The sequence below is a fragment of the Bacillus sp. GW823-FHT06A11 genome (assembly GCF_058795355.1).
On the sequence record NZ_JBXAHS010000004.1, the window covers coordinates 130,311 to 155,651 of the forward strand.

The following is a 25,341-nucleotide window of genomic DNA, read 5'->3' on the forward strand; positions in this document are numbered from 1 at the left end:
TATACATTTTGGATGTTTTGTTTTATTTTTGTTAGGGGACATTAATGATGTCCCTATTATAAATTTGCATTGAAAGGCGTGATTGTACGATGGAACTATGGTTCACTGAAAAACAAACAAAACATTTTGGGATTACGGCGCGTATTAACCGCACATTACATACGGAGCAAACAGAATTCCAAAAACTTGATATGGTTGAAACGGAAGAGTTCGGAAACATGCTTATTTTAGATGGCATGGTTATGACAACAGAAAAAGATGAGTTCGTTTATCATGAAATGGTAGCGCACGTACCTTTATTTACACATCCTAACCCTGAAAACGTATTAGTTGTTGGTGGCGGTGATGGTGGTGTTATTCGTGAAGTGTTAAAACACCCAAGTGTAAAGAAAGCAACTCTTGTTGAAATCGATGGAAAAGTAATTGAGTACTCCAAACAATACTTACCATCAATTGCAGGCGCATTAGATAATGAGCGTGTAGAAGTAAAAGTAGGAGACGGTTTCCTACATATCGCAGAAAGCGAAAATGAATACGATGTAATTATGGTAGATTCTACTGAGCCAGTAGGACCAGCAGTAAACCTATTTACAAAAGGCTTCTACGCTGGAATTTCAAAAGCGTTAAAAGAAGATGGTATTTTCGTTGCACAAACGGACAACCCTTGGTTCACACCAGAGTTAATTACGACTGTGTTTAAAGATGTAAAAGAAATTTTCCCAATTACTCGTTTATACACAGCTAATATTCCAACATACCCAAGTGGTCTTTGGACGTTCACAATTGGATCTAAAAAACATGATCCATTAGAAGTAAGTGAAGAGCGTTTCCACGAAATCGAAACGAAATACTACACAAAAGAATTACACAACGCAGCATTCGCATTACCGAAATTTGTTGGCGATTTAATTAAGTAAGAAAATCGAGCTTGAACAAATAAAGTGTGAGTAGCTCATTTAAGGTGTTTGTCCAGAAGACTTGAACATGCTAGCTACTTACACTTCTGTAGAGAAAATCGTCTTCTTGTTGTTAAAAAGAAGACCCGGTAAATCGAGAAAGAGGAGCAATTCGCTCCAAATTTGAGAAATAGTGAAAGGTTGGGATACCTTAAGTTCCACATAAGGAGGAAAAGAATATGCGTTTTGATGAAGCTTATTCAGGTAAAGTATTTATTAAAAGTCATCCAAGTTTTGAAGAGTCAAAGGTAGTTATTTATGGGATGCCTATGGATTGGACAGTAAGTTACCGTCCAGGATCTCGTTTTGGCCCTGCACGTATTCGTGAAGTATCAATCGGTCTTGAAGAATATAGTCCGTATTTAGATCGTGAATTAGAAGAGGTAAAATATTTTGATGCGGGTGATATCCCATTACCATTCGGAAACGCACAACGCAGCTTAGACATGATTGAAGAGTATGTATCAAAACTTTTAGATGCCGATAAGTTTCCACTAGGTCTCGGCGGTGAGCACCTAGTGTCTTGGCCAATTTTTAAGGCAATGGCAAAAAAATATCCGGATTTAGCAATCATCCACATGGATGCTCATACTGATTTACGTGAATCGTATGAAGGGGAGCCTTTATCCCACTCTACACCAATTCGTAAAGTGTGTGATTTAATTGGTCCGGAAAACGTATATTCTTTCGGAATTCGTTCTGGAATGAAGGAAGAATTTGAATGGGCGAAAGAAGTAGGTATGAACTTATATAAATTTGACGTATTAGAACCGTTAAAAGAAGTATTACCGAAACTTGCTGGACGCCCAGTCTATGTCACAATCGACATTGATGTATTAGACCCAGCTCACGCTCCAGGAACAGGAACGTTAGAAGCTGGCGGTATCACATCTAAAGAATTATTAGATTCCATCGTAGCAATTGCAAATTCAAATATAAATGTAGTTGGAGCAGACTTAGTAGAAGTAGCCCCAGTCTACGACCATAGTGATCAAACACCAGTCGCAGCAAGCAAATTCGTGCGGGAAATGCTGCTCGGTTGGGTGAAATAAAAGTGAAGCCGACTGTTTAGACCCGGTGACTAAGGTTCTTTCCTGCAAAAGGTGCTTTTTACCTTTTGGCAGGGAAGGTTCTTAGACGCAAGGGTCTAGGAGGTGTAACTGGATAGAAATAAAAGCGGAAGCGGCTCGCTCAGAATGTGAGGGGGATGGAGCTTCAGACGTAGAGGCTCTTTTTGCCTCGAAGGAAGAAGCGAAGCCACCGATCATTCTAGCCGCTGCAGCTAGATAAAGTAAGAGCCCTCTATATGATTAGAGGGCTCTTGCTTTGTCGTTATGTGTCGGTAAGTCGATATATTTAAAAAATCGCCGATATAATTTCATTTACCGTTACGCAACACAAAAAAAGCTATTCTCAAACGATGGGAATAGCTCTTTTTCTTATGCAACCTTCTCTTCCGAAGTAACTCCACGAATTTCATCAGCAGAGCGGATCGGATATTTACGGAACACAATAGACCCGATGTATCCGACAATAGTGGTAACGATTCCACATAGTACAGCAGCAATCGTTACTTTTATAACGTCATTAAATCCGAATAGGACAAGAAGACCTGGAATTGGTGATGCTGTTCCTGGTGCATTATTAACAAGCTGGAATAGCGATGTAATAATACCGGCAAGTGCACCGCCAACGAAGTTTGTTGCATAAATTGGAATTGGATTTGCTGAAACAACATCTGCTTGTGTTAAAGGCTCGATTGCTACAGCGATTGTGTCTTTCTTTGAGCAAATTTTTAGTCGCTTAAAGAAAATAAAGTTCATCGGGGCTGAGGCTGCTACGGCAAGACTACCAATTGCCATTGGTAAACCTGTTAATCCAAGCATTGCAGTTAGTGCCATAGAACTCAGTGGAGAGGTAGAAATAACTGTTATTAATCCACCAAGCATAATACCCATAATGATAGGACTTTCTGTAGTTGCAACTGATATCATAGAACCGATTTTACCAAGTGTTGCGTTAACGAGCGGATCCATAAGCATTGCCATTCCACGTGAGATTGGTGCAGCGATAAATAGGATTGCTAAAAATTCCACACCAGCCGGTAATTTCTTTTCGAGAAATTTCACGACGAAGGCACAAACGTATCCGGCGAAAAATCCTGGTAAAATACCGAATCCACTAGTAGCGATACCAATTAAAACAGCGTATACGGGGGAAACACCGATTGCTAATGCGACTAAAATCGCTGCTGCGACACCGCTCATACTACCAGAAGCTTCTCCTACTGATTGTAAAAAGTCATTATGAAACATTTCTCCACCTATATAACGGTGAAATGCTTCAATAAGAAAACTTGCGATTGCTGCATTAGCTAAAGCGCCCATCGCCTTCATTCCGTAAGGCGCACGGTAACTGAAAAGTGTAAATAGACAAAGTACAACAAGTAATAGTGCTAAACCTTGCAAGATAGCCATTTGAAAACTGTCTCCTTTGATTTTTGTAATAAAAATTCGTATCATTCAATAATAATATAAAAGTGTATGAAACGGAAAAATTTTTTCTTGGGAACTTGCTTTAAGAAAAAATCCCTTACAATAATGTAAGGAAAGTGTAAGACTTTTAGATAGAGTATAGTATGCTCTTTTCCGTATAATACAAGTATAGATATAATACTAGTGAGAAAGAAGTGCAAACAGGAGGCGCATGTATGAAATTGGTAATTAAAGTTTTAGCTGTATTCGCCATCATTTTAGGGGGAACAGCATATTATTTAAACACAAAAACAGAAGGTGTACATGCTTTTGTAGACAACTTCTTTTCAAATAAAGAAATACAAGATTATTATGCGGTTGTAGATAAAGGTGAGAAAAAAGACGGTGAATATTTGTATACATTTAAAGGGTATACAGAGGACGGAAAGCAACAAATTATTAAAAGAATGGTAAATCGTGAATTGCATGCAGGTGCTTTTATAAAAATTTATGCAAAAGGTATGCAAGGAAAAGGATGGGCTGAAATAACGAAAGAGTCAATCCCGCAAAAAGCATTGCAAAAAATAGAAAAATCATAAAAGGAGCGAATCGTTCGCTCCTTTTTTAGTGCGTTAAAATAGTGATAGATGTATTTTCTTTGTTAGAAATGATTTTGGCATGTCCACCAATTGGAAAAGTAAAAATTGGAGTTGTATGTCCAAAATTTGCATTTGCAATGATAGGAATATGTGCAAGTTCAGGTTTTGAAGAAATCATTTCTTGAATGTCCGCTATCGTACATTCTGCTTCTTTTTGCATTCTTCCTATTACAATACCTGTTATATGTTCAAAATCAGGTTGCTGCATAAGGGAATGTAGATAGCGATCAAAAGTTTTAAGCGTTGATTTTCCTGTTAAACTGTCTTCTTCAAGGAATAAAATTTTGCCCTTTAAGTTTGGCATATATGGTGTGCCTTGTAGTAAATTAAGTGTGCTCATATTGCCACCGATAATTTCTCCTGTCGCTTCCCCCTCTTGAATTGGAACATACCCTTCATTTTTTATAAATTCTCGATTTTCCTGATCCATATACCAAGAATCATCGCTCCACGTTTCCACCGGAATGATTTCAATAGGCTCATTAGTGGTTAAGCATTGTAAAAAGTAATCGTTTGTATACTCGAGCCCTTTCTCCATTCCAAATGAAGAGAAGTGGGGACCCGAATATGTAACAAGCCCTGTTTTTGTGTAAATTGCATTATTTAAGGCAGTAATATCAGAATAACCACAGAAAAATTTCGGGTTTTTACGAATTAGATCATAATCGAGATGTTTCAATAAACCATTGGAGTTGTATCCGCCAAGTGTCGTCAAAATAGCTTTTACATTAGGGTCTCCAAATGCTTCATGGAGGTCTTGAATGCGGGAAGAAATAGAAGAGGAAGCAAATTGATCTATCTCATCGGCATATTTTGAGAATGTAACTTGAAAGCCCATGTCAGTTAATCTTTTTGTAGCAAGTTTTCTATTTTCATTTGAAACAATACTTAAACTACAGGATGGTGAAATCACGCGTATTTCATCACCCTTTTTTAACTTTGTTGGTATCACTGAATTCACCTCTATAATTAAAAGAATATTTAGATTTAAAAAATATTTTATCACATGAAATAAAGTAGAAGTGAATTATTTTTTGAAATGGAGTTTTCCTGATTTTTCAGCAGACAGACAGCGTCTTTTTTTGATATGATAGGAAAAGTGATTTATTATAAGTAGTATTTAATATCTATAACATTTGAAAGGTGTGCAAGACGTGAAGAAACAACTTGCAGGCTTGCCGGTACACGTTCATTTCGTAACAGAAATCCGTGAAGGGGCGAGGAAGGAAACCGTTGCTTTTGAAGCAAATGGTCAATACTATGTAAAAGGTCAAGGTACATATGTAACATTCCAGGAGCCGAACGAACAAGGCGAAGTGAAAACAATTATTAAAATTCAAGATGAACAAGTTCTCATTATGCGTTCAGGTGCTATTTCTATGCGTCAGACGCATGTGAAAGGTGAATGGACAACGGGTACGTATACGAGTGAACTTGGTACGTTTGCACTGCAAACGAAAACTGATAACGTTCTTTTTAAATGGTCGGATGAAAAGAAAAAAGGACAACTCTTCTTAACGTACGCATTGCTTCTAAGTGAACAAGAAGCTGGCAGATATACAATTACAATTAATTTGAAGGAGGCAAAATAATGAATTCCTTAGAACAGGTAAAAGGATTGATTAAAGAAGAAATTCAAGCTGCTGTATTAAAGGCAGAATTAGCGACAGAAGAACAGATTCCAAACGTTGTATTAGAATCTCCAAAAGATAAAATAAATGGTGACTTCTCTACAAATATGGCAATGCAACTTGCACGCGTTGCGAAAAAAGCACCTCGTATGATTGCAGAAGAACTAGTTGCAAACTTCGATAAAGCAAAAGCTTCTATTGAAAAAATCGAAATCGCTGGTCCTGGTTTTATTAACTTCTATATGGATAATAGCTACTTAACAGATTTAATTCCAACAATCGTAAACGCTAGTGAAGCTTACGGTGAAACGAACACTGGTAAAGGTGAAAAAGTACAAGTTGAGTTCGTATCTGCGAATCCAACAGGTGACCTTCACTTAGGACATGCACGTGGTGCGGCAGTAGGTGACACTTTATGTAACGTATTAGCAAAAGCAGGATACGATGTATCTCGTGAGTACTATATTAATGATGCTGGTAACCAAATTCATAACTTAGCTCTTTCTGTTGAAGCTCGTTACATGCAAGCTTTAGGTTTAGAGAAAGAAATGCCAGAAGACGGTTACCATGGTGCGGATATCATTGGAATCGGTAAACGTTTAGCTGAAGAGTTTGGTGATCGTTACGCAAAAGCTGATGAAAAAGAAAGCTATGAATTCTACCGTGAATATGGTTTGAAATATGAGTTAGCAAAACTTCAAAAAGACTTAGAGAGCTTCCGTGTTAAATTTGATGTATGGTTCTCAGAAACATCATTATACAAAAACGGAAAAATTGATGCTGCACTTGCTGTATTAAAAGAGCGTGATGAAATCTTTGAAGAAGGCGGAGCAACTTGGTTCCGTTCAATGACTTACGGTGACGACAAAAACCGTGTATTAATTAAAAATGACGGTTCTTACACATACTTAACGCCAGATATCGCTTATCACCGTGATAAATTAGAGCGTGGTTTCGATAAGTTAATCAACATTTGGGGTGCTGACCACCACGGTTACATTCCTCGTATGAAAGCTGCTATTCAAGCGCTAGGTTACGATAAAGAAACACTTGAAGTAGAAATCATCCAAATGGTACAACTGTACCAAAATGGTGAAAAAATGAAAATGAGTAAGCGTACAGGTAAAGCAGTTACACTTCGTGAGCTTATGGAAGAAGTAGGCGTGGACGCAATGAGATACTTCTTCGCGATGCGTAGCGGTGATTCTCATTTAGACTTCGATATGGACTTAGCTGTATCAAAATCTAATGAAAACCCAGTATACTATGCACAATATGCTCATGCTCGTGTATGCAGTATCCTTCGTCAAGGTGAAGAGTTAGGATTAGCTGCAGATGGAGACGTGAATTACAAACTTGTTACTTCTGAGAAAGAAGTAGAGTTACTGAAAAAACTTGGTGAATTCCCAGCTGTAGTTGCGGATGCAGCACAAAAACGTCTGCCACACCGCATTACAAGCTATGCATTTGAATTAGCAGCAGCATTACACAGCTTCTACAATGCAGAAAAAGTATTGAACCAAGATAACTTAGAATTAAGTAAAGCTCGTTACGAGTTAATGAAAGCAGTACGCACTACACTTCAAAATGCATTAGCAATCGTAGGAGTATCTGCACCAGAAAAAATGTAATTAAGAAAAGCGAAAGCGGCTCGTTTAGAATAGGAGGGGGATGGAGCTCCTGACAGAGAGGCGTACTTTGCCTCGGAGGAAGGCGCGAAGCCACCGAGTATTCTAGCAAAGCGGAGCCGATTTTTCGCTTTCAGTAAAAGGCAATCACACGATGTTGTGATTGCCTTTTTGTATGGAGATAATAAAAAAATAAAATTTCATCAAACAAAAGGATAATTTGCGTCGTCTTATATAAATGACAGGAGGCTTATGATGGAAGAAAAGGTAGAAGAATTAATTGATATATATAAGCAGCAAATATATTCCTTATGCTATAAGTTAGCGAAAACGAAAGAAGATGCGGAAGATATTTTTCAAGAGACGTGGATAAAGGTTTTTTCATCAAGGCACCGACTTTCTTATGTGGATAATTATAAAAAGTGGATTACTACAATTTGTGTTCGTACGTTTTATGATTTTTATCGTAAGAAAAAAAGGTGGAAAGATCGAATATTGGATTTGTTTCATAAAGAAGATGGTGGAGAAATAGATTTCGCAGATGAAGTGAATATATCAGAAGAATTTATTCAAAAAGTGGAAGCGGAAATGATACGGGAAGTAATACAGTTATTAAATGAAAAATATAAAACGGTACTCGTACTCTATTACTATGAACAATATTCTTACAAGGAAATGAGTGAAATATTAAATATACCGATTGGTACGGTAATGGTGAAAGATGGTTTTGTAAAAGTGGATTGGGAAGCAAAATAAAGGGCCCTTGAGAAAGGCCCTTTATTTTATTGGATTGTATAAGTAACAGAAAAACTAACAGGACTATAGTAAACGTAAGGTGCATGAAATTGAACGTACATATTTCCATCTGTTTTTGCAGTGAAAATTCGGCCGTAACCATCAGAATAACGTCCAATAAGGTTATGATTTGAGTCATAAACACTGTAACTAGGAGTTTTGCTGTTAGGTTGAATTGTTAACTCTTGTCCCTTTTGAAGGAAAACAGGTTCTTGTTCAGAACTACCTCCAGTTTGCAAAGAATAAAATTTTGTAAAGCTTTGTTCTTGAGCGGCAGCAGCGACTTTTGTTTCAGGAATAAACGCGGTAGCGCCGGTAATTCCTGCTAAAGTTAACGCACCTGCTAAAATCATTTTTTTCATAATAGAAAAAGCCTCCTTATAAGTTGTAATCGATATTGTTACAGTTAATATTGTATACGATAATGAGTAGGATAAAATATGCTTTTATGCATATATATTTTTTCTCAATAAAAGACCACTGATAAAAATCAGTGGTCTTTTATTGATTAAGCAGCTTTCTGTTCAGTTTGAGTAACAGGTTTTTGAAGCGAGTTATAAACCCCTGTTCCGATAACGTCTAATGCCATTTTCATTCGTTCAGGTGAAATATTTTCTAATACGTTATCTTGAGGTGTATGGTATACCTTCTCAATATGATAGATTAATGGATTCCAACTATCGACACCCATCCAAATAAATAGAGCAGCAGGAATACCAGCTTCAGCAAATGGAACATGATCACTAGAACCGAATTTACCTTGTAGGACGAGGTCATTATTTAGTTGTTTACCTGCTTGCAAGGCAGCATCTGTTACAAAGTTTGTAGAGCCATCAGGTGTCATAGCGTATAAATTCTTTGCTTTATCATAATTTGTTGCAACCATGTCTGCGTTAAAGACACCTAAAATTCGATTGCGTTCTTTTTGGGATAGACTATTAACGTAATAATCGGAGCCAAGTAAGCCAGTCTCTTCAGAACCAAAGGTAATAAACCGAATTTCCTTATCAGTTTCTACATTTTGAAAAGCACGAGCTAGTTCTAATACTAATCCAGTTCCAGAAGCATTATCATTTGCGCCAGGTGCTCCGACAACACTATCATAGTGCGAACTTACAACGACTGCTTTTTCATTACCGGTACTCTTTTTTGGTTTCTTTTTGGCGATAACATTTAGAGATGTTAATTTAGATTCATGTCTCGCTTTTAGGGAAAGAATTGTTGTCCCTTTTTTAGCGATTTCTTCTTTAAATGTATTTCCTTGCGCATAAGCAAGACCAAAGACAGGGATAGATTGCTTTTTCGTTAGGCGGGGATTGAAGGTTTGTCCATAATTTCCGCGTCCGCCAATTAAACTGTATAAAAGAACACCTTTTGCACCTTTGCTAACAGCATTTTCAACTTGTTTATTATAGTCTGTAATTGTCGTTCCTCTTTCAAATAAAACAATTTTACCGTTTACTTCATTTGGAATATCTTCTAATTTTGTCCCACCTTGAACAAAGATAAGGGGAGCTGTAACAGCTTCTGTAGAAATTAGTGAATTAGGAGCAGCACCAGCTTGCCAATTACGTTTTATTGATAGTGGTGATTCAATGAATCCAACGTACTGATCGGGCACCTGAAATGGCTGATATTCTACTTCATAGCCCATCGATTTAAGCTGCATACCAATGTAACGAGAAGCCCATTCTTCGGATTTTGTTCCACCGGGTCGAGGACCAATTGTTTCAGATAAGAAACGAACATGTTCAATTGCGCGGTTTGGATCAATCTGTTTTGTAATAGATGGAGTTTGTGTAACCTCTGACGTGGAATCCGCTTTTGCTTGCCCAATTGGAGCTAAGCTAACAGCGAGTGATACAGCAAGCAAAGAGCTTACTATTTTTTGTTTCAATGATTTTCTCATTTTTTCCTCTCCTATTCTTCTATTCTCTGTGACTGACAAAAGAAGACGGATAATGACTTTATTTTACCTTCGCGCCTTTTATTTTTCAATATTCTGACATTGAGAAATAAAAACAATATATGCATATTTGCATATTTTTGAGGAAGATATGTATGCTATCATTTTAAACGAAGGTTCGCTTTCTACTCTGAAAGCTCCTACATTGCATGAATCTAGTGTACCCAAACTTTAGATTATGTAGAGAAATGGAACCACTGTAGGGTTTCATTTCTCATGTTTGAATCAGTTGATGGTAATTATGTTTCCGCATTTCATAATTATTATCAGTGATATATGTAAGGCATCCATATGAAAATAAGAGGCTGTTCAAAGGTTTTCCGTACTTTTGGGCAGCCTCACCCCGTTAAAAGGACGATACTTTATGTATCGTCCTTTTTGTATAAAAAAACATCCAATCAATTGAGAGATTGATTGGATGTAAAAACATTATTAATAATGTTTTTTGCGTTTTGTAGCTAAAATACTTAATAATCCAGCTAGTAGAAGGACGATACCTACTGTTTGTGTAGGGTCTTCTTTATGACCTGTATTTGGAAGGTGTTTATCCGTATTTCGATCATCTTGCTGTTTGTTATCTGTTTCATTTGATGTTTCTTCGGAAGTTCCGTTTTTGTGTTTCTCAGATGTTTCATTGCCTTTGTTTTCTTCTTTATTTGGAGGAGTAACTGGCTTGTCATCTCCACCTGACGAAGATTCAATCTTTTTATTTGAAACTGTAATTTGTAGTGGTGTAGCTTGGGCTTTATCAATTGTAAAGTTTATTGGTGATGCATCTAATTGATAGCCTTTAGGAGCCTGTGTTTCTACTAATTGATAATTACCAGGTTTCAAATCATTTACGATTACTTTTCCGTGTTGGTCTGTTTTTAAACCTTCTCGGATGATTTTTCCATCTTGGTCTAAAATATTGAAAATGGCACCTTCAAGTGTTCCATGGTGATCAATATCAACTTTAGTTAACTCAATTGAACCTGTTGTTAAACTATTTAAAGCTGTAACAGAGGTAATCTGAGATTGTCCTTTCGTAATTGTGAAAGGAATTGGTTTAATGTTTAAATCATAGCCAGTTGGAGCTTTCGTTTCAATGAACTGATAATCTCCTGGACGTAAATCAGAAACAGAAATCTTACCATCTTTATCAGTAGTTAAATCAGAATGAACATCCTTACCGTTCATATCTACAATTTTAAAGATAGCCTCTGCAAGAGTAGTACCATCGATGTCATCAACTTTAGTTAATTCAACTGCGCCTTTAGTTAAGCTGTTAGTAGCAGTAACAGAAGCTTTAGCAGTTTGACTCTTTTCAACAGTAAACTTGATAGGATTTTGGTTTAAGTCATAATGCTTAGGAGCTTTCGTTTCAATAAACTGATAATCTCCCGGACGTAAATCAGAAACAGAAATCTTCCCATCTTTATCAGTAGTTAAATCAGAACGAACATCCTTGCCGTCCATATCTACAATTTTAAAGATTGCTCCTTCAAGAGTAGTACCATCGATGTCATCAACTTTAGTTAATTCAACTGCGCCTTTAGTTAAGCTATTCGTAGCAGTAACAGAGGCGATTTTTTCTTGGCCTTTTTTAACTGTGAACTTAATAGGTGTTTTGTTTAAGTCATAGTGTTCAGGAGCTTTTGTTTCGATAAACTCATAGTCTCCTGGCGGTAATTCATCCACAACTAAACGGCCGTTTTTATCAGTAGTTAAATCGGTACGAACATCGTGTCCATCCTTATTAACAATTTTAAATACTGCACCTTCAAGTGTTGTGTTTTGCTTGGCATCATCAACTTTAATTAACTCAACACTACCTTTCGTTAAGCTATTAATAGCTGTAACGAAGACATGCTTTGTTTGACTTCTTTCGATTGTGAACTTAATTGGTTCTTCATTTAAGTCGTAATGTTTAGGAGCTTTTGTTTCAATAAATTGATAGTCTCCTGGTTGTAAGTCTTTAGCGATGATTTTTCCGTCTTTATTGGTAACTAAATTCGTACGAATGTCGTTACCGTTCAGATCAGTAATTTTAAATACCGCACCTTCTAGCATTTCTTTCTTATCTATAGAGTCAACTTTCGTTAATTCCACGCCACCTTTTGTTAGGCCATTCTTAGCAGTAACAGAAGCGTGAGTTAGTTGACTTCTTTCGATAGTGAAGCTAATAGGTGTTTTATTTAAATCGTAATGCTTAGGAGCTTTCGTTTCAATGAATTGATAGTCTCCTGGGCGTAAGTTCGTAGCAGTAATCTTACCATCTTTATCAGTAGTTAAATCAGTGCGAACAATTTTACCTTTCGCATCGATGATGTTAAACACTGCATCAGAAAGTTTTGTATCTGGATTTATATCATCCACTTTTATTAATTCTACAGCACCTTCAGTTAAGCTATTTGTAGTAGTAACTTGGAGCTTTTCTTTTTGGCTTTTCTTAATTGTAAACTTAATAGGTGTACTATCTAATTTATAGTGTTCAGGAGCTTTCGTTTCAACAAACTGATAGTCCCCAGGACGTAAATCAGAAACAGAAATTTTTCCATGTACATCTGTTGTAAGCTCAGTACGAATCTCGTTACCATTCAGATCAGTAATTTTAAATACCGCATCTTTAAGAGCAGTACCATCTACATCATCCACTTTAGAAAGTTCCACAGCGCCTTTCGTTAAGCTATTTGTAGCTGTAACGGAGATAGGATCAGCTTGGCTCTTTGTAATTGTGAATGGAATTGGCTCTTTGTTTAAATCGTAGTGTTTCGGAGCCGTTGTCTCGATGAATTGATAATCACCAGGACGTAGGTCAGAAACGCTAATTTTACCTTGTTGATTCGTAACAAGATTTTTGCGAATTACAGTACCATTCATATCCACAATTTTAAATACTGCGCCTTCAAGAGTAGTGCCATCGACGTCATCCACTTTAGAAAGTTCCACGCCGCCTTTTGTTAAACTATTTTTCATAGTAACGGTAGCAATATCTTTTTGGCTTTTTTCAATTGTAAATATAATTGGTTTTTTGTCTAAATCATAGTGTTCAGGAGCCGTTATTTCAACGAATTGATACGTACCAGGACGTAAGTTTTCGATAACGATTTTACCTTCACTGTTTGTTTTTAAATCTGTTTTAAGTACTTTGCCATCTTGATCCAGTAAATTAAATACCGCATCAGCAAGTTTTGTTTGAGTGTTTAAATCATCAACTTTAAGTAATTCGATACTACCTTGTTTTAAGCTATTTGTAGCAGTTAAAGAAATAGCTTTCTTCTGTCCTTTTTCAATAGTGAATTTGATTGGTGTTTCATCTAAAACGTAATGCTTAGGAGCTTTCGTTTCGATAAATTGGTAATCACCAGGACGTAGGTCATTAATTTCGATTATTCCTTGTTCATTTGTAACAAGGTCTTTATGAACTACATCACCGTTCATATTAACAATTTTAAATACTGCATCTTTAAGAACAGTGCCATCAACATCGTCTACTTTAGAAAGTTTAACTGCACCCTTTGTTAAAGCATTTGTAGCAGTGATATGAAGAGTTTCAGTTTGGCTCTTTTTAATTGTAAATACGATAGGTTTTTTATCTAAATCGTAATGTTCAGGAGCAATTGTTTCAACGAATTGATACGTACCAGGACGTAGGTTTTCAACAACAATTTTACCTTCATCATTTGTTTTTAAGCCTTCTTTAACTAGCTCTCCGTCTGCATCTAATAAATTAAATACGGCGTTAGAAAGTTTTGTATTTACATCAATATCGTCAATCTTTGTTAGTTCAACGCTACCTTTTTTCAAAGCATTTTTGCCTGTAACATTGATCTCTTTCGTTTGACTTCTTTCAATTGTAAATGGAATCGTTGTTTCATCTAATACATAGTGCTCAGGAGCTTTTGTTTCAATGAACTGATAGTCTCCAGGGCGTAAATCAGAAACAGAAATTTTACCGTTTTTATCTGTAACAAGATTCGTATGAACTTCCTTACCATTCATATCCACAATCTTAAAGATTGCACCTTCGAGCATCGTACGATCGATGTCATCAATTTTTGTTAATGTTACTGCACCTTTCTTTAAACTGTTAGTAGCAGTAACAGTAATATTCTCTTTTTGACTTTTTTCGATAGTGAATGGAATAGGGTCTTTGCTTAAGGTATAGTCTTTTGGAGCTTTTACTTCAATAAATTGATAGTCTCCAGGACGTAAATCAGAAGCAGAAATTTTACCGTTTTTATCAGTTGTTAAACCTTTGCGAATTACCTTTTTAGTATCATGAGCGTCAACGATTATAAATTCTGCACCTTCAAGAGTAGTGCCATCAACATCATCAACTTTTGTTAAAGTGACGCCACCTGTAAGTAAACTATTTTTTACAGTAACAGGGATAGGAAGATCTTCCTTACTACCTTTTTTAATTGTGAACTTAATAGGTGTTTTGTCTAATTTATAATGTTCAGGGGCTTTTGTTTCGATAAATTGATAATCCCCTGGTGCTAAATCAGGAATAACTAATACTCCGTAATCATCTGTTGTTAAATCTTTCATAATTTCTTTGCCAGTTGCATCTTGCAATGTGAATACAGCGCCGGCAAGAGCTTTACTACTTTCCACATCATCTTCTTTAATAAGTTTAACTTTTCCTTTCGTTAAACTATTTTTAAATGTAAGTGGAAGGAGTTTTTGTTGTCCTTTTTCGATTGTAAATTCAATTGGTTCTACATTTACATCGTAATAAGTTGGAGCCTTTGTTTCGATAAGCTTATAGTTACCAGGACGTAAGTCATCTACAACTAGCATTCCTTTACTATTCGTAACAAGGTCCGTACGAACATCTTCATTAGTATCTCTATTAACGATTTTAAATACTGCACCTTCAAGTGTTTCCTTTTCATCTGCAGCATTCACTTTTGTTAACTCAATACCGCCTTTTGTTAAGCTGTTTTTAGCGGTAACAGTAGCCTGAGTTGTTTGACTTTCTGTAATCGTAAATTTAATTGGTTTTGTATTTTTGTCGTAATACTTCGGTGCTGTTACTTCGATAAATTTATAATCGCCAGGGCGTAAGCCAGTAGCGATAGCTTTACCATCCGCACCAGTTTTTACATTTTCGCGAATAACTTTCTTTTCATCATTTGCATCAACAATTTTAAATACAGCACCTTCAAGAGCTGTACCATCGATATCATCAACTTTAGTTAATTCAACATCTCCTGGTTTTAAAGCATTTTCAGCTTTCACAAGTAGAGTTTCTTTCTGACTTCTATCGATTGTAAATTCAATAGGTTCTGCTCGTAAAACGTAATGTTCAGGAGCAGCTATTTCAATAAATTTATACGTACCAGGACGTAGGTTACTAACTTTAACTTTACCGTGTTTATCAGTAGTTAAGTTAGTGTGAGGGGAAACGTCATTATTATTTGTATCGACAAGTTTGAATACAGCACCTTCTAGTGGTTTTTTCTCACCAAACTCATCAACTTTTAATAATTCAACCTCGCCCGTTTTTAAGCTGTTATTTGCCGTAACAGTAGCAAGAGTTTGTTGGCTTTTATCAATTGTAAACTCGATAGGGTTTGTACTTAACGTATAATCCTTAGGAGCTTCTGTTTCGATAAATTTATAAGCACCAGGCTCTAGATCTTTAACGGTAACTTTTCCATCTGAACCTGTTTTTATATTTTCACGAATTACTTGTTTCTCGTCATTCGCATCGACAATTTTAAATACAGCACCTTCAAGGGCAGTGCCATCGACATCATCGACTTTCGTTAAAGTGACACCACCTTTAATGAGGTGATTTGTCGCTGTAACAGTAAGTGCTTTCTGTTGGCTCTTTTCAACTGTAAATTTAAGCGGTTTTTTATCTATTTCATAATGTTCAGGTGCTTTTTCTTCAACAAATTGGTACTCTCCAGGAAGTAAATTTTTCGCTTCGATTTGTCCGTTACCATTTGTCGTTAATTTGGTATAACCAGGGATTTTTTTGTTATTTCGGTCCCGTACACTAAATACAGCACCTTCTAAAGTATTACCCTCTTTATCAACTTTTTTTAGGATAGCTGAGCCTCTAATTAAGCTGTTTTGGGCCTCTTTATTAATTACTGTTGTTTGATCTTCCTCGATTTTAAATTCAATAAGTCGATCATCTAATTGATAATGCTCAGGAGCCTTTATTTCTTTTAAGTAGTAAGTTCCTGGTTTTAAATTATCTACAGTAATTTGTCCTTTATCATTTGTTATTAATTCTTTATGTTCAGGAATGACATTATGGTTTTGATCAAGCAGAGAGAAAACTGCATTTTTAAGCTTTTCTTTGTTATGAGCATCGGTCTTTGTAAGTACTACTTTTCCAACAAATTTCTCGTTTTTAAGAGTATATGTTGTAGTTTCTTCTGCACCAAGCTTAACAAGTTTACCTGCTTTTAATTCTTTACTAATGACATAGCCATCAAGAGTTTTCATTTCTCTAAGCAGATATTCATCGCGTTTTAAGTTGTTAAACTGAGCGATACCATTGTCGTCTGTTGTAATTGTTCGAATAGCAGTTGTACCTGTGCGATCGAATAAAGTAAATACTACGCCAGATAAAATTTTATTTGGATCTGCATTATCTACTTTTTTAATTTGAAGGTTTCCGCGTCCCTTAGTAGCAGAACCGCCTCCAGATCCAGAAGATACTTTAACTACTATTTCTTCAATTTTTTCAGTTTCTGTTAATTTCAAACTATTACCAGTAATCTTCGCTTTATTGCTTACCTTTTCATTATTGTCTGCATTAATGAGTGAACGGTATTCTAAAATATAAGCTCGATCAATAGTATGAAGAAATTCAATTGTAAATTGTTGTTTCCCCGTATTGTTGTCTGTTGTTATTTTGAGTTTATAGTCTTTTCCTTCTTTTAATTCGTTTGTTGTATCTTTCGTTAAAGTGCCATCCACGGCTACTGTTGTCCCATATAGGTGGAATGACTTTTCATCGAGAATTTGATTGTCTGTCGGATCGTCTGTTACGACAGCATTTTCAATCGTTGATTGACTTGCATTAATAGAAACGCTCCAATCAATGTACTTGTCATTTTGTTTTGCTTTTTTCGTAACGCCGCTACCACCATTTTTGATCTCGAATGCACCATGAATATTGGCGATAGTTTCCGATCCATCTTTTAATTTGGCGTAATTATCATAGCGCTTATTAATTTCTTCACCTGCAAGTGAAGTTTTAAAGCTGATATGGTACGCTGTTTTAATTTCATTTTTAAAATGAATCGTTAATGTATTTTTATTATCTTTCGTTGCATTTTCTACCGTATATTCGTCAGGGGAAACAAGTGCCCCTAATTTATAACCGTCTGCACCACCAGTTAATTCCATATGATGAATCTCAATGGAGTCTGGTATAAGTTTTTGATTGTTTTCTAGTACGTCAACGATAGAAGGGTCTTTAATAGTCCTGTTATTATAGTTAAACCCTATGTCCCATTTGATTTCTTTCGTTTGGGCATTGTAAGAACCGTATTTAAATCCGTTTCCTTTTGTATAGCCGTCAGGATTGAATCTATCATGAGATTTACTATTTTTATCGTTCCCATTTATATCTTTCCATGATAACTCAGCTGTATTTTTGAATGATTTATTATCATCCTTTTTAGATAGAGTCTCGTAATTAAAGTCTGTTGTGTACGTGATGGTTAAAGTTTTATCCATATTAGACTTATAAATACCAGCTAGTGTTACTTTGAATCCGTCAGCTGTTACATCAAGTGTGTAATCAGAGTCTAATTTCAGTTCAGTTGATCCATCAGTAATTTTGAAACTATCTTTTTGTAATGTAAGTCCACTATAGTCAAACGTATCAGTGATAACAGCATCATTTAACACGTAATTGTTATCATTTACAATAATTGTCCATTTCGTTGTTTTCTTATTGTAATCTGTATCGTTTGCATTTTTATTATGTTTCTTTATGATGTTTTGTTGTTGTAATGTAACTTTGTTTGTTTTACTCCATTTTCCATCTGCAATAATTGTATTTTCGATTTCGCCATCTTGTATAACATCATTCTTGGCTTTCGATGTATAAGTAATCACATAGGCACTATTAATATCTTCATTAAATTGTAAATCAAATCCCTCATCGGTTTCTTTTACAGTAAAGTTTGTAGCGTTGTCACCTGTAACAAGTTTTCCGTTATTATCATAAGAAGCATTTTTAACCACGATAGAACTTGCATCAACTTTATGAGATTTGTCCAAGATGTCTTTTAAAAGCGCATCAGATTGTTTAATCTCTCTCTGGTCACCGTTGAAAGTAATTGTCCATTCAATTGTTTGTGTTTTTGGATTATATTTACTAGTTTTCTCTAGATGTGTACCGCGTGAAACAGTTACAGTTGCATTTGCGGATACATCTCCTTGATTCTTGCTGGATACTTTTGCTTCATTTTTGAAACTAGTAACACTTTCGTCAGTAATTTTTGTCGCATATTCAATTTGATATGCTTTTTTCGTTTCATTTTTAAAAGCGATATTTAATTTATCGGAGGATGAAGTGAGTGTATATTCTTCTTTACTAACTTCGGCTCCACGAGTCGTTTTCCCGTTAATATCTACTTCTAACTCATAAACCTTAATAGAATCTTCATTGAGATTGGCTCCATTTGGAATATTGTCTTGGAAGACAGCGTTTGTAAGAATGTCTTTTGTTTTGTTCATTTCGACTGTCCAATTGATTTGATTCGTATTAATCGGTCTATCAGGTATACCTTTTTTATTCATAGATTTCTTTACATTAGGTTTGAAATCAAGCTCGATAATAACGTCTTGTTCTTTAATTGGGAAAGGAATTTTTTGTTCCGTAGTCCCTTTAATTTTTGTTTTATTGAATTCCGTACCAACTTTTAAATGACCATCTATATTAGGATTGTCTTCAACGTACTCGTTAAAAGTCATAGTTACTTTTCCGTTTAAGTCAACAACGAACGTCCCAATTTCATGTCCAGTTCCATCAACTAAAGGCTGTGTAATGGTGTTGTGGACGATAAAATATTCCGGTAGTTGGAAAATATAGTAATCTCCCTTTTTTACTTTTAATGATTCTAAAACTTCCCATGTAAAATCGATATTGGCAGCAGAATCAGGATTTGGACGATTATCTGTATCATTAAATGGTTTTCCGTCTTTATCTGTTAATTTTACGCTTGTTAAAATATTTTCTTTAATTTGCTTAGGTGATGGGTCTGGATTTTCAACAGGTTGCCCTGTTGTGTTATCACCAGGATTCTCAGTAGGTTGCTGTGTCCCGCCATCTTTTGGCTGTTCCGTAGGCTGCTGAGGATTCCCGTTTTTCGGCTGTTCCGCAGGTTGCTGAGTGTTCCCGTCTTTTGGTTGTTCCGCAGGTTTCTGCTGTGTCTCACCATCTTTTGAATGTTTCGCAGGCTGCTGAGGATTTCCGTCTTTTGGTTGTTCCGCAGGTTTCTGCTGTGTTTCACCATCTTTTGGCTGTTCAGTAGGTTGCTGTGCGTCACCGTTCTTTTGCTCTTCGGTAGTCTGCTTAGCATCATCACTATTAATAGTAGGTGAAGTAGGGTTATCTACTTGAACAGGAACTGAGATAGTCTTAGCTACTGTACCTAGAGGGAAAGTGAGTGGGACGGCTTTTATGCCAGGTTTTAAATCTGGATTGAATACAGTGTCAAATTTAATTTTTCCCTTAACACCTTTTGAATCTTTTACTGAATCGTTAAAGACTATTTTCATTTTGTTATCGTTTGCCGTAACAAAATATTGACCAATAATTTGTTGATCTGCCATCAAGTTTCCTTGTTGATCATTTTTTACTTTTAATGCGTTAGGTATTTGAAGAACTGTTGCATCTTTTTCTTGTGCAATTTGATGATCTTTTATTGACCAAGCATATTCTAGGTGAATGATTGATCCTGCATTTATTAAGTTTTTAGGATTTAATGCTTCGTCAATAATATGATTCGTTGCATCTTTCATTTCAACAGTGTCAAATAAGGAATCTCCTGTTAAGGTTTCCGCTTTTACTTGATTGTATGGAAAACTAGCAAGTTGCGAAAATAGTACGAATACAATTAAACATACATTGAAAAGTTTTTTCATTTTTCCTCCTCTGAACATTCATTTGTCCATTGGGGACTTATTCCACATGAACAAATGGAATATAAAAAGTATTTTTTATAAGCTATTTACTTTTTGCTATCCCTCCGTTTCTATACGCGTTCTCAGACAAGTAGAGTTATGTTCAAAGTAATATTATTTAACGTAAAACAAAATGTATATTTACACAGTTCTGTGGAAATATACACAATTCGACAAAAAATGTCGAAAAAAATACTGATATTAAAGAATGATATCAGACCTTTATATGTGAGATAGTTTTCATGTATATCTAGTAAAAAAGAATGGTTATAAAGGTAAGTTTTACGATACATACTAACCAATGTAGTGTATCCCTTTGTGAAGGCTTATTTTTGCCTTAAAGTTATGTGGAGATAAAAAGCTAGATAGGGTTGGTTTTGGTCAGAATGAAGACAATATGTACTTTGAAAATAGTCATTTATTTTGTCTAAAGAGAGTTGTGCGATTAGTGGACCGAAGTTGAAAGATGATAGTTTCTTACATTGTTAGAGGAATATAAGAATTACAGAATATTTGACTAACACGTTACTACGGTCATTTTTGAGACTGTTTAAACAATAAGAAAGAAGGTGTTTTCCTCCTTAGTTACAATATCTTTTTAGTAAAGATAAGCTTAAGTAACCTCCGCTAAAGATTATATACTTAAATGATAAAGAGTTCAACAGTAGTTCACATATTTTCCCAAAAATAAAAACGGCTGTTTTATGTGGAATAAATCTACAAAACAGCCGTTTTTGGTATTAGATTTCTGTTAAAATTATTGGTTCGCCGCGCGTTACGACAACGGTATGTTCACATTGTGCAACAAGACTTTTATCAGGTGTAACGAATGTCCAGCCGTCGTCACCACGTTCAATAATATGATCAGCTTTCATAGAGATGAACGGTTCTACAGCGATAACAAGACCGTCTTTTAGAAGCGCATTATCCATTGGATCATAGTAACTTAAAATGTGATTTGGTGCTTCATGTAAGCTAAGACCAATGCCGTGACCAGTTAAGTTTTGAATAACATTGTATCCACTTTTATGTGCGAAGTTTGAAACAGCACGACCAATTTGATTTTGTTTTGAGCCAGCTCTAACCTTTTTCATTGCTGCCCAAAATGCATCAACTGCTGCTTGGCAAAGCTTTTCTTTTGCTTCGTCTTCTCCAAGAACAAATGAGATACCTGTATCTGCATAATAGCCATCAAGTGCAGCAGATACATCGACGTTTACTAAGTCGCCTTCTTTTAATACGCGATCTCCTGGAATACCATGAGCAACTTCCTCATTTACACTAATGCAAGTTACACCTGGGAAATCATATTCTTTTTCAGGTGCAGAAATAGCACCATGCTCATCTAATACTTTTTTACCGATCAAATCAAGCTCTTTCGTTGTCATACCTGGCTTCGCTTGTTTTTTCATTTCTTCACGTGCAAGCGCAACGATGCGGCCGATTTTTCGTAAGCCTTCTAAATCTTGTTCATTACGAATAATCATGAAAACCACTGTCCTTCCTCGAATATATATCTTATCCGATTGTATCATGTTTATTTTCGTCCTGCTACTCGCTTGCGGTATGCGGGTTGATTCCTCTCATAAAGAATACATGACAATTGTCATATCGATGTCATGACGCATCATACTGTTTCCTAAGTTTTCCAAGTAATACAATGTAAATATAAGAAACAGCGGGGGTGGAGAGATGGAAAAGATTATTGAAGTAAATGGTGTTTCTAAAACATTTAAACATAAAAACGCAGTAAATAATGTTTCATTTCATGTAAATAAAGGGGAAATAGTAGCGTTACTTGGTCCGAATGGTGCGGGGAAAACAACGACGATGTCGATGATGCTTGGATTAAAGGACCCAACAGAAGGTAAGGTCTTTATATTTGGAAAGAGTCCAAAGCATAGAGATGTTCGTAATAGCCTCGGTGCGATGCTGCAAGAAGTAAGTGTCATTGATAGTATTAAGGTGGAAGAGGCAATTGAGTTATTCCGTAGTTATTATACGAATCCTATAGCGAAAGAAACGTTACTGCAGTTATCAAATTTAGAATCAGAGCGAAAGCAAAGATGTGAGAAGTTATCAGGTGGGCAAAAAAGAAGGTTAAACTTTGCGCTTGCACTTGCGGGAAATCCAGATTTGTTATTTTTAGATGAGCCGACAGTCGGAATGGATATTACGTCTCGAAGAACGTTTTGGGAAACGATTCGAAAGTTAGCAAGTGAAGGGAAAACGATTATTTTAACGACGCATTATTTAGAAGAAGCAGATGCTTTAGCAAATCGTATCTTATTATTTGCGAACGGAAAGATTATCGCAGATGGTACACCAGACGAAATGAAAGCAACGATTTCGCGAAAAACAATCACATTTTACTCGAAGGAAAGCATTCCTACAAAGTTACTAAAGGAATTACCAAATGTAACAGAAGTAAAGTCAAACGAAGGACGCTTCATTTTAACAACGGAGGATACGGATGCAACTTTAAAAGCCATTTATCAAAGGAATTTACCTGTAATAGATGTTTCAGTTGAACGTGGAAGCCTTGATGAAGCATTTGAACAGTTTGTCGCAAATCAGAAGGAGGAAATCGCATGAGAGCATTATGGATGCAATGCAAAATAGAAATTTTACGTACATTCCGCAATAAATTATTTATCTTTTTCTCATTATTAATGCCTGTTATGTTTTACTACATTTTTACAAATGTTGTTCAAGTACCACAAAACGGAGATGCGTGGAAAGCACACTATTTAATTTCGATGGCAACTTTCAGTATTGTAGGGACTGCGCTCTTTAGTTTCGGTGTGAGACTTTCTCAGGAAAGAGGGCAAGGATGGACACATCTTTTGAAAATCACGCCACTTCCAGAGGGTGCGTATATAACTGCTAAAATTATTGCCCAAACAGTGGTGAATGCTTTTTCAATCTTAGTTATTTTTATAGCAGGGATATTGATTAATCATGTTGAGTTAACGGTAGGGCAATGGATTGGTGCGGGGTTATGGTTATTGTTAGGGGTAACACCATTTTTAGCATTAGGAACAGTAATAGGTTCCATTAAGAAGGCGGACGCAGCTGCTGGCTTAGCAAATATCTTAAATATGAGTTTAGCTATAGTTGGTGGGTTATGGATGCCGATTGAAGTATTCCCAAAAATATTAAGAACAATTGGTGAATGGACACCAACATACCACTTCGGAAGCGGTGCGTGGGATATTGTAGCTGGAAAATCAATTGGATGGGAAAATATCGCGGTATTAGGAGGTTATTTCCTTATATTTGTTGTAGTATCAATATATATAAGAAAAAGACAGGAAGCGGTATAAATGATAGAGAAGAAGAGGATTGAGATTTTTCCGAAACATATGGGATTCTTCCCGTATATGTGGTTTGTTTATCTATTATTTCCAATTTATCACTTAGCGCAGGCATCAGGATGGAAGCTTGTAATAGGAAGCGGTATGTTGATAATTTTTATCTTCACATACCGTCAGCTTTATTTTGTTCAGAGGACGTTTGTTTTTTGGGCGTGTATTCAAATGGTACTCATCTTTTTATTTGCTTTATTTTATAATCCTTTTATGATATTTTTTGGCTTTTTCACAGCAAGTGCAATGGGATTTGCGCCAAATAAGAAAGTATTTCGAGTGCTGTTATGTTCGTTAGTTATCATGCTTGGAGCATTTTTATTTATAAATATGAATCAACTAACAACTACAAGTTTAGTAAATATCGTTCCGATGTTTATTTTAATGCTTCTTACGCCATTTGGTATGCGCAATTTTAATCAGAAAAAGATGTTAAAGAACCAACTGAATGAAGCAAACGAGCAAATTAAAGACTTAGTAAAACGTGAAGAACGGCAGCGGATTGCAAGAGATCTTCATGACACATTAGGACATACGTTATCTCTTATTACTTTGAAAAGCCAGCTTGTAGAGAAGTTAATTGTGAAAAATCCGGAGCGTGCAAGTGTGGAAGCGAAGGAAATTACACAAACGTCTCGTACAGCCTTAAAACAGCTGAGAGAATTAATTTCTGATATGCGTATGATTACGGTAGAAGAAGAGCTAGAGCAAATAAAAGCGATCTTACAAGCAGCTAATATTGAATTAGAAGTGAGGCAAGAAGCAAGATCGAGCTCGTTATCACCAATTGAACAAAATATTGTCGGGATGTGTTTACGTGAGGCCGTTACAAATGTTGTAAAACATAGTAAGGCAACGCGATGCGCAGTTTCTGTATTAGAATCGCAAGGTGAGCTGATTTTGAAAGTAGAAGATAACGGAATCGGTTTAACAGATCAAAATCATGATGGAAATGGTATCCGTGGCATGAAAGAACGAATTGCTCTTATTGATGGATTTGTTGAACTAGGTACAATCAATCCAGGGACGTTGTTAACAGTAAAAGTTCCAGTTGTTATTAGAACAGGAAAAGATGAGGTGAGGGCATGATCCGAATTATTATTGCAGAAGATCAGCGGATGCTTCGTGGTGCGTTAGGGGCTCTGCTTGATCTAGAAGATGATATCGAAGTAATTGGGCAAGCTGCGAACGGGGAAGAGGCGTTAAAATTAATTGAATCGTTAAAGCCAGATGTAAGTATTATGGATATTGAAATGCCGATTCAAAGTGGATTAGATGTTGCTGAAGCGTTAAAGAAAGAAAAATCATCATGCAAAGTAATGATTTTAACAACATTTGCACGGCCGGGATATTTTGAAAGAGCAATGAAAGCTGGTGTGCACGGCTATTTGTTAAAAGATAGCCCAAGTGAAGATTTAGCAGCAGCAATTCGTAATGTAATGAAGGGAAAACGAGAGGTCTCCCAAGATTTAATGTTCGGCCTATGGCAGGAGCAAAATCCGTTGTCAGATCGCGAAAAGGAAGTATTGTTGCTTGCGAAAGAAGGAAAGACGGCAAACGAAATTGCGAAGGCACTTTATCTTTCGCCGGGTACAGTGCGTAATTATATTTCTGAAGTATTAACGAAGCTCGATGCGAAAAATAGAATTGAGGCAATTACAATTGCGGAAGAAAAGGGTTGGATATGAAAAGAAGTTTACCTATGATTGGTA

At 36.0% G+C, this 25,341-nt stretch carries 16 protein-coding genes; 10 read left to right on the forward strand and 6 right to left on the reverse strand.

The genetic code is table 11. From position 1 onward, the window contains the following. The first annotated feature begins 89 nt into the window (after positions 1 to 89). Both speE and speB read left to right on the forward strand, forming a co-directional pair. On the forward strand, positions 90 to 917 hold the full coding sequence (speE, locus tag AC1Q8L_RS19925) for a polyamine aminopropyltransferase (RefSeq protein WP_000424696.1): 828 nt from the start codon (positions 90 to 92) through the stop codon (positions 915 to 917). Positions 918 to 1,135: 218 nt separating this feature from the next. Continuing rightward, entirely contained in the window at positions 1,136 to 2,008 is an 873-nt protein-coding gene (gene speB, locus AC1Q8L_RS19930) for an agmatinase (protein WP_001209831.1), read from the forward strand. A gap of 387 nt (positions 2,009 to 2,395) precedes the next feature. Here the strand turns inward: speB and AC1Q8L_RS19935 are convergent, their stop codons facing one another. Beyond that, positions 2,396 to 3,433 (reverse strand): PTS sugar transporter subunit IIC, encoded by a 1,038-nt coding sequence (locus AC1Q8L_RS19935; protein ID WP_000996313.1) that lies wholly within the window; start codon positions 3,431 to 3,433, stop codon positions 2,396 to 2,398. A 233-nt stretch (positions 3,434 to 3,666) separates the two neighbouring features. Between AC1Q8L_RS19935 and AC1Q8L_RS19940 the strand changes: the two genes are divergently transcribed. Beyond that, entirely contained in the window at positions 3,667 to 4,029 is a 363-nt protein-coding gene (locus AC1Q8L_RS19940) for a YxeA family protein (RefSeq protein WP_000779932.1), read from the forward strand. A 25-nt stretch (positions 4,030 to 4,054) separates the two neighbouring features. Here the strand turns inward: AC1Q8L_RS19940 and AC1Q8L_RS19945 are convergent, their stop codons facing one another. Continuing rightward, positions 4,055 to 5,041, reverse strand: a complete 987-nt coding sequence (locus AC1Q8L_RS19945; protein WP_492339482.1) for a S66 family peptidase — start codon at positions 5,039 to 5,041, stop codon at positions 4,055 to 4,057. Between the two features lie 202 nt (positions 5,042 to 5,243). Here AC1Q8L_RS19945 and AC1Q8L_RS19950 point away from each other — a divergent pair, with 202 nt between their 5' ends. The 3 genes from AC1Q8L_RS19950 to AC1Q8L_RS19960 all read left to right on the forward strand — a co-directional run bounded on the left by AC1Q8L_RS19950 (position 5,244) and on the right by AC1Q8L_RS19960 (position 8,104). Further along, entirely contained in the window at positions 5,244 to 5,681 is a 438-nt protein-coding gene (locus tag AC1Q8L_RS19950) for a YwiB family protein (protein WP_000744343.1), read from the forward strand. After that, the gene (gene argS, locus AC1Q8L_RS19955) at positions 5,681 to 7,351 is read left to right on the forward strand and encodes an arginine--tRNA ligase (RefSeq protein WP_025118038.1); all 1,671 of its coding nucleotides are present in this window, start codon (positions 5,681 to 5,683) and stop codon (positions 7,349 to 7,351) included. Before AC1Q8L_RS19950 ends, argS begins: the two co-directional genes overlap by 1 nt. A gap of 252 nt (positions 7,352 to 7,603) precedes the next feature. Continuing rightward, entirely contained in the window at positions 7,604 to 8,104 is a 501-nt protein-coding gene (locus AC1Q8L_RS19960; RefSeq protein WP_000391660.1) for an RNA polymerase sigma factor, read from the forward strand. Positions 8,105 to 8,130: 26 nt separating this feature from the next. Here the strand turns inward: AC1Q8L_RS19960 and AC1Q8L_RS19965 are convergent, their stop codons facing one another. The 4 genes from AC1Q8L_RS19965 to map all read right to left on the reverse strand — a co-directional run bounded on the left by AC1Q8L_RS19965 (position 8,131) and on the right by map (position 21,796). Further along, on the reverse strand, positions 8,131 to 8,505 hold the full coding sequence (locus AC1Q8L_RS19965) for a hypothetical protein (RefSeq protein WP_000738223.1): 375 nt from the start codon (positions 8,503 to 8,505) through the stop codon (positions 8,131 to 8,133). 146 nt (positions 8,506 to 8,651) lie between these two features. After that, complete coding sequence (locus tag AC1Q8L_RS19970; RefSeq protein WP_001232224.1) at positions 8,652 to 10,052, reverse strand: M28 family metallopeptidase; 1,401 nt, start codon at positions 10,050 to 10,052, stop codon at positions 8,652 to 8,654. A 489-nt stretch (positions 10,053 to 10,541) separates the two neighbouring features. Beyond that, positions 10,542 to 20,222, reverse strand: coding sequence for a SpaA isopeptide-forming pilin-related protein (locus AC1Q8L_RS19975; protein WP_098281705.1), 9,681 nt, complete (start codon positions 20,220 to 20,222; stop codon positions 10,542 to 10,544). A gap of 779 nt (positions 20,223 to 21,001) precedes the next feature. Continuing rightward, the gene (map, locus tag AC1Q8L_RS19980) at positions 21,002 to 21,796 is read right to left on the reverse strand and encodes a type I methionyl aminopeptidase (RefSeq protein WP_003313889.1); all 795 of its coding nucleotides are present in this window, start codon (positions 21,794 to 21,796) and stop codon (positions 21,002 to 21,004) included. 157 nt (positions 21,797 to 21,953) lie between these two features. Between map and AC1Q8L_RS19985 the strand changes: the two genes are divergently transcribed. The 4 genes from AC1Q8L_RS19985 to AC1Q8L_RS20000 are packed head-to-tail and all read left to right on the forward strand — an operon-like array spanning position 21,954 to position 25,317. Next, on the forward strand, positions 21,954 to 22,856 hold the full coding sequence (locus tag AC1Q8L_RS19985; protein ID WP_000411124.1) for an ABC transporter ATP-binding protein: 903 nt from the start codon (positions 21,954 to 21,956) through the stop codon (positions 22,854 to 22,856). Continuing rightward, a complete protein-coding gene (locus AC1Q8L_RS19990; protein ID WP_001202428.1) occupies positions 22,853 to 23,587 on the forward strand; it encodes an ABC transporter permease in 735 nt (244 codons plus the stop codon). The genes AC1Q8L_RS19985 and AC1Q8L_RS19990 overlap by 4 nt, the downstream gene beginning before the upstream one ends. Beyond that, on the forward strand, positions 23,588 to 24,718 hold the full coding sequence (locus tag AC1Q8L_RS19995) for a sensor histidine kinase (protein ID WP_098311678.1): 1,131 nt from the start codon (positions 23,588 to 23,590) through the stop codon (positions 24,716 to 24,718). After that, entirely contained in the window at positions 24,715 to 25,317 is a 603-nt protein-coding gene (locus AC1Q8L_RS20000; RefSeq protein ID WP_000619252.1) for a response regulator transcription factor, read from the forward strand. The genes AC1Q8L_RS19995 and AC1Q8L_RS20000 overlap by 4 nt, the downstream gene beginning before the upstream one ends. Positions 25,318 to 25,341: the final 24 nt, after the last annotated feature.

Coding starts and splice junctions, on each gene's coding strand:
- AC1Q8L_RS19960 (WP_000391660.1), top strand. CDS start 7,604: ATGGAAGAAAAGGTAGAAGAATTAATTGATATATATAAGCAGCAAATA.
- argS (WP_025118038.1), top strand. CDS start 5,681: ATGAATTCCTTAGAACAGGTAAAAGGATTGATTAAAGAAGAAATTCAA.
- AC1Q8L_RS19965 (WP_000738223.1), bottom strand. CDS start 8,505: ATGAAAAAAATGATTTTAGCAGGTGCGTTAACTTTAGCAGGAATTACC.
- AC1Q8L_RS19995 (WP_098311678.1), top strand. CDS start 23,588: ATGATAGAGAAGAAGAGGATTGAGATTTTTCCGAAACATATGGGATTC.
- AC1Q8L_RS20000 (WP_000619252.1), top strand. CDS start 24,715: ATGATCCGAATTATTATTGCAGAAGATCAGCGGATGCTTCGTGGTGCG.
- AC1Q8L_RS19985 (WP_000411124.1), top strand. CDS start 21,954: ATGGAAAAGATTATTGAAGTAAATGGTGTTTCTAAAACATTTAAACAT.
- AC1Q8L_RS19970 (WP_001232224.1), bottom strand. CDS start 10,052: ATGAGAAAATCATTGAAACAAAAAATAGTAAGCTCTTTGCTTGCTGTA.
- AC1Q8L_RS19940 (WP_000779932.1), top strand. CDS start 3,667: ATGAAATTGGTAATTAAAGTTTTAGCTGTATTCGCCATCATTTTAGGG.
- AC1Q8L_RS19990 (WP_001202428.1), top strand. CDS start 22,853: ATGAGAGCATTATGGATGCAATGCAAAATAGAAATTTTACGTACATTC.
- speB (WP_001209831.1), top strand. CDS start 1,136: ATGCGTTTTGATGAAGCTTATTCAGGTAAAGTATTTATTAAAAGTCAT.
- speE (WP_000424696.1), top strand. CDS start 90: ATGGAACTATGGTTCACTGAAAAACAAACAAAACATTTTGGGATTACG.
- map (WP_003313889.1), bottom strand. CDS start 21,796: ATGATACAATCGGATAAGATATATATTCGAGGAAGGACAGTGGTTTTC.
- AC1Q8L_RS19975 (WP_098281705.1), bottom strand. CDS start 20,222: ATGAAAAAACTTTTCAATGTATGTTTAATTGTATTCGTACTATTTTCG.
- AC1Q8L_RS19935 (WP_000996313.1), bottom strand. CDS start 3,433: ATGGCTATCTTGCAAGGTTTAGCACTATTACTTGTTGTACTTTGTCTA.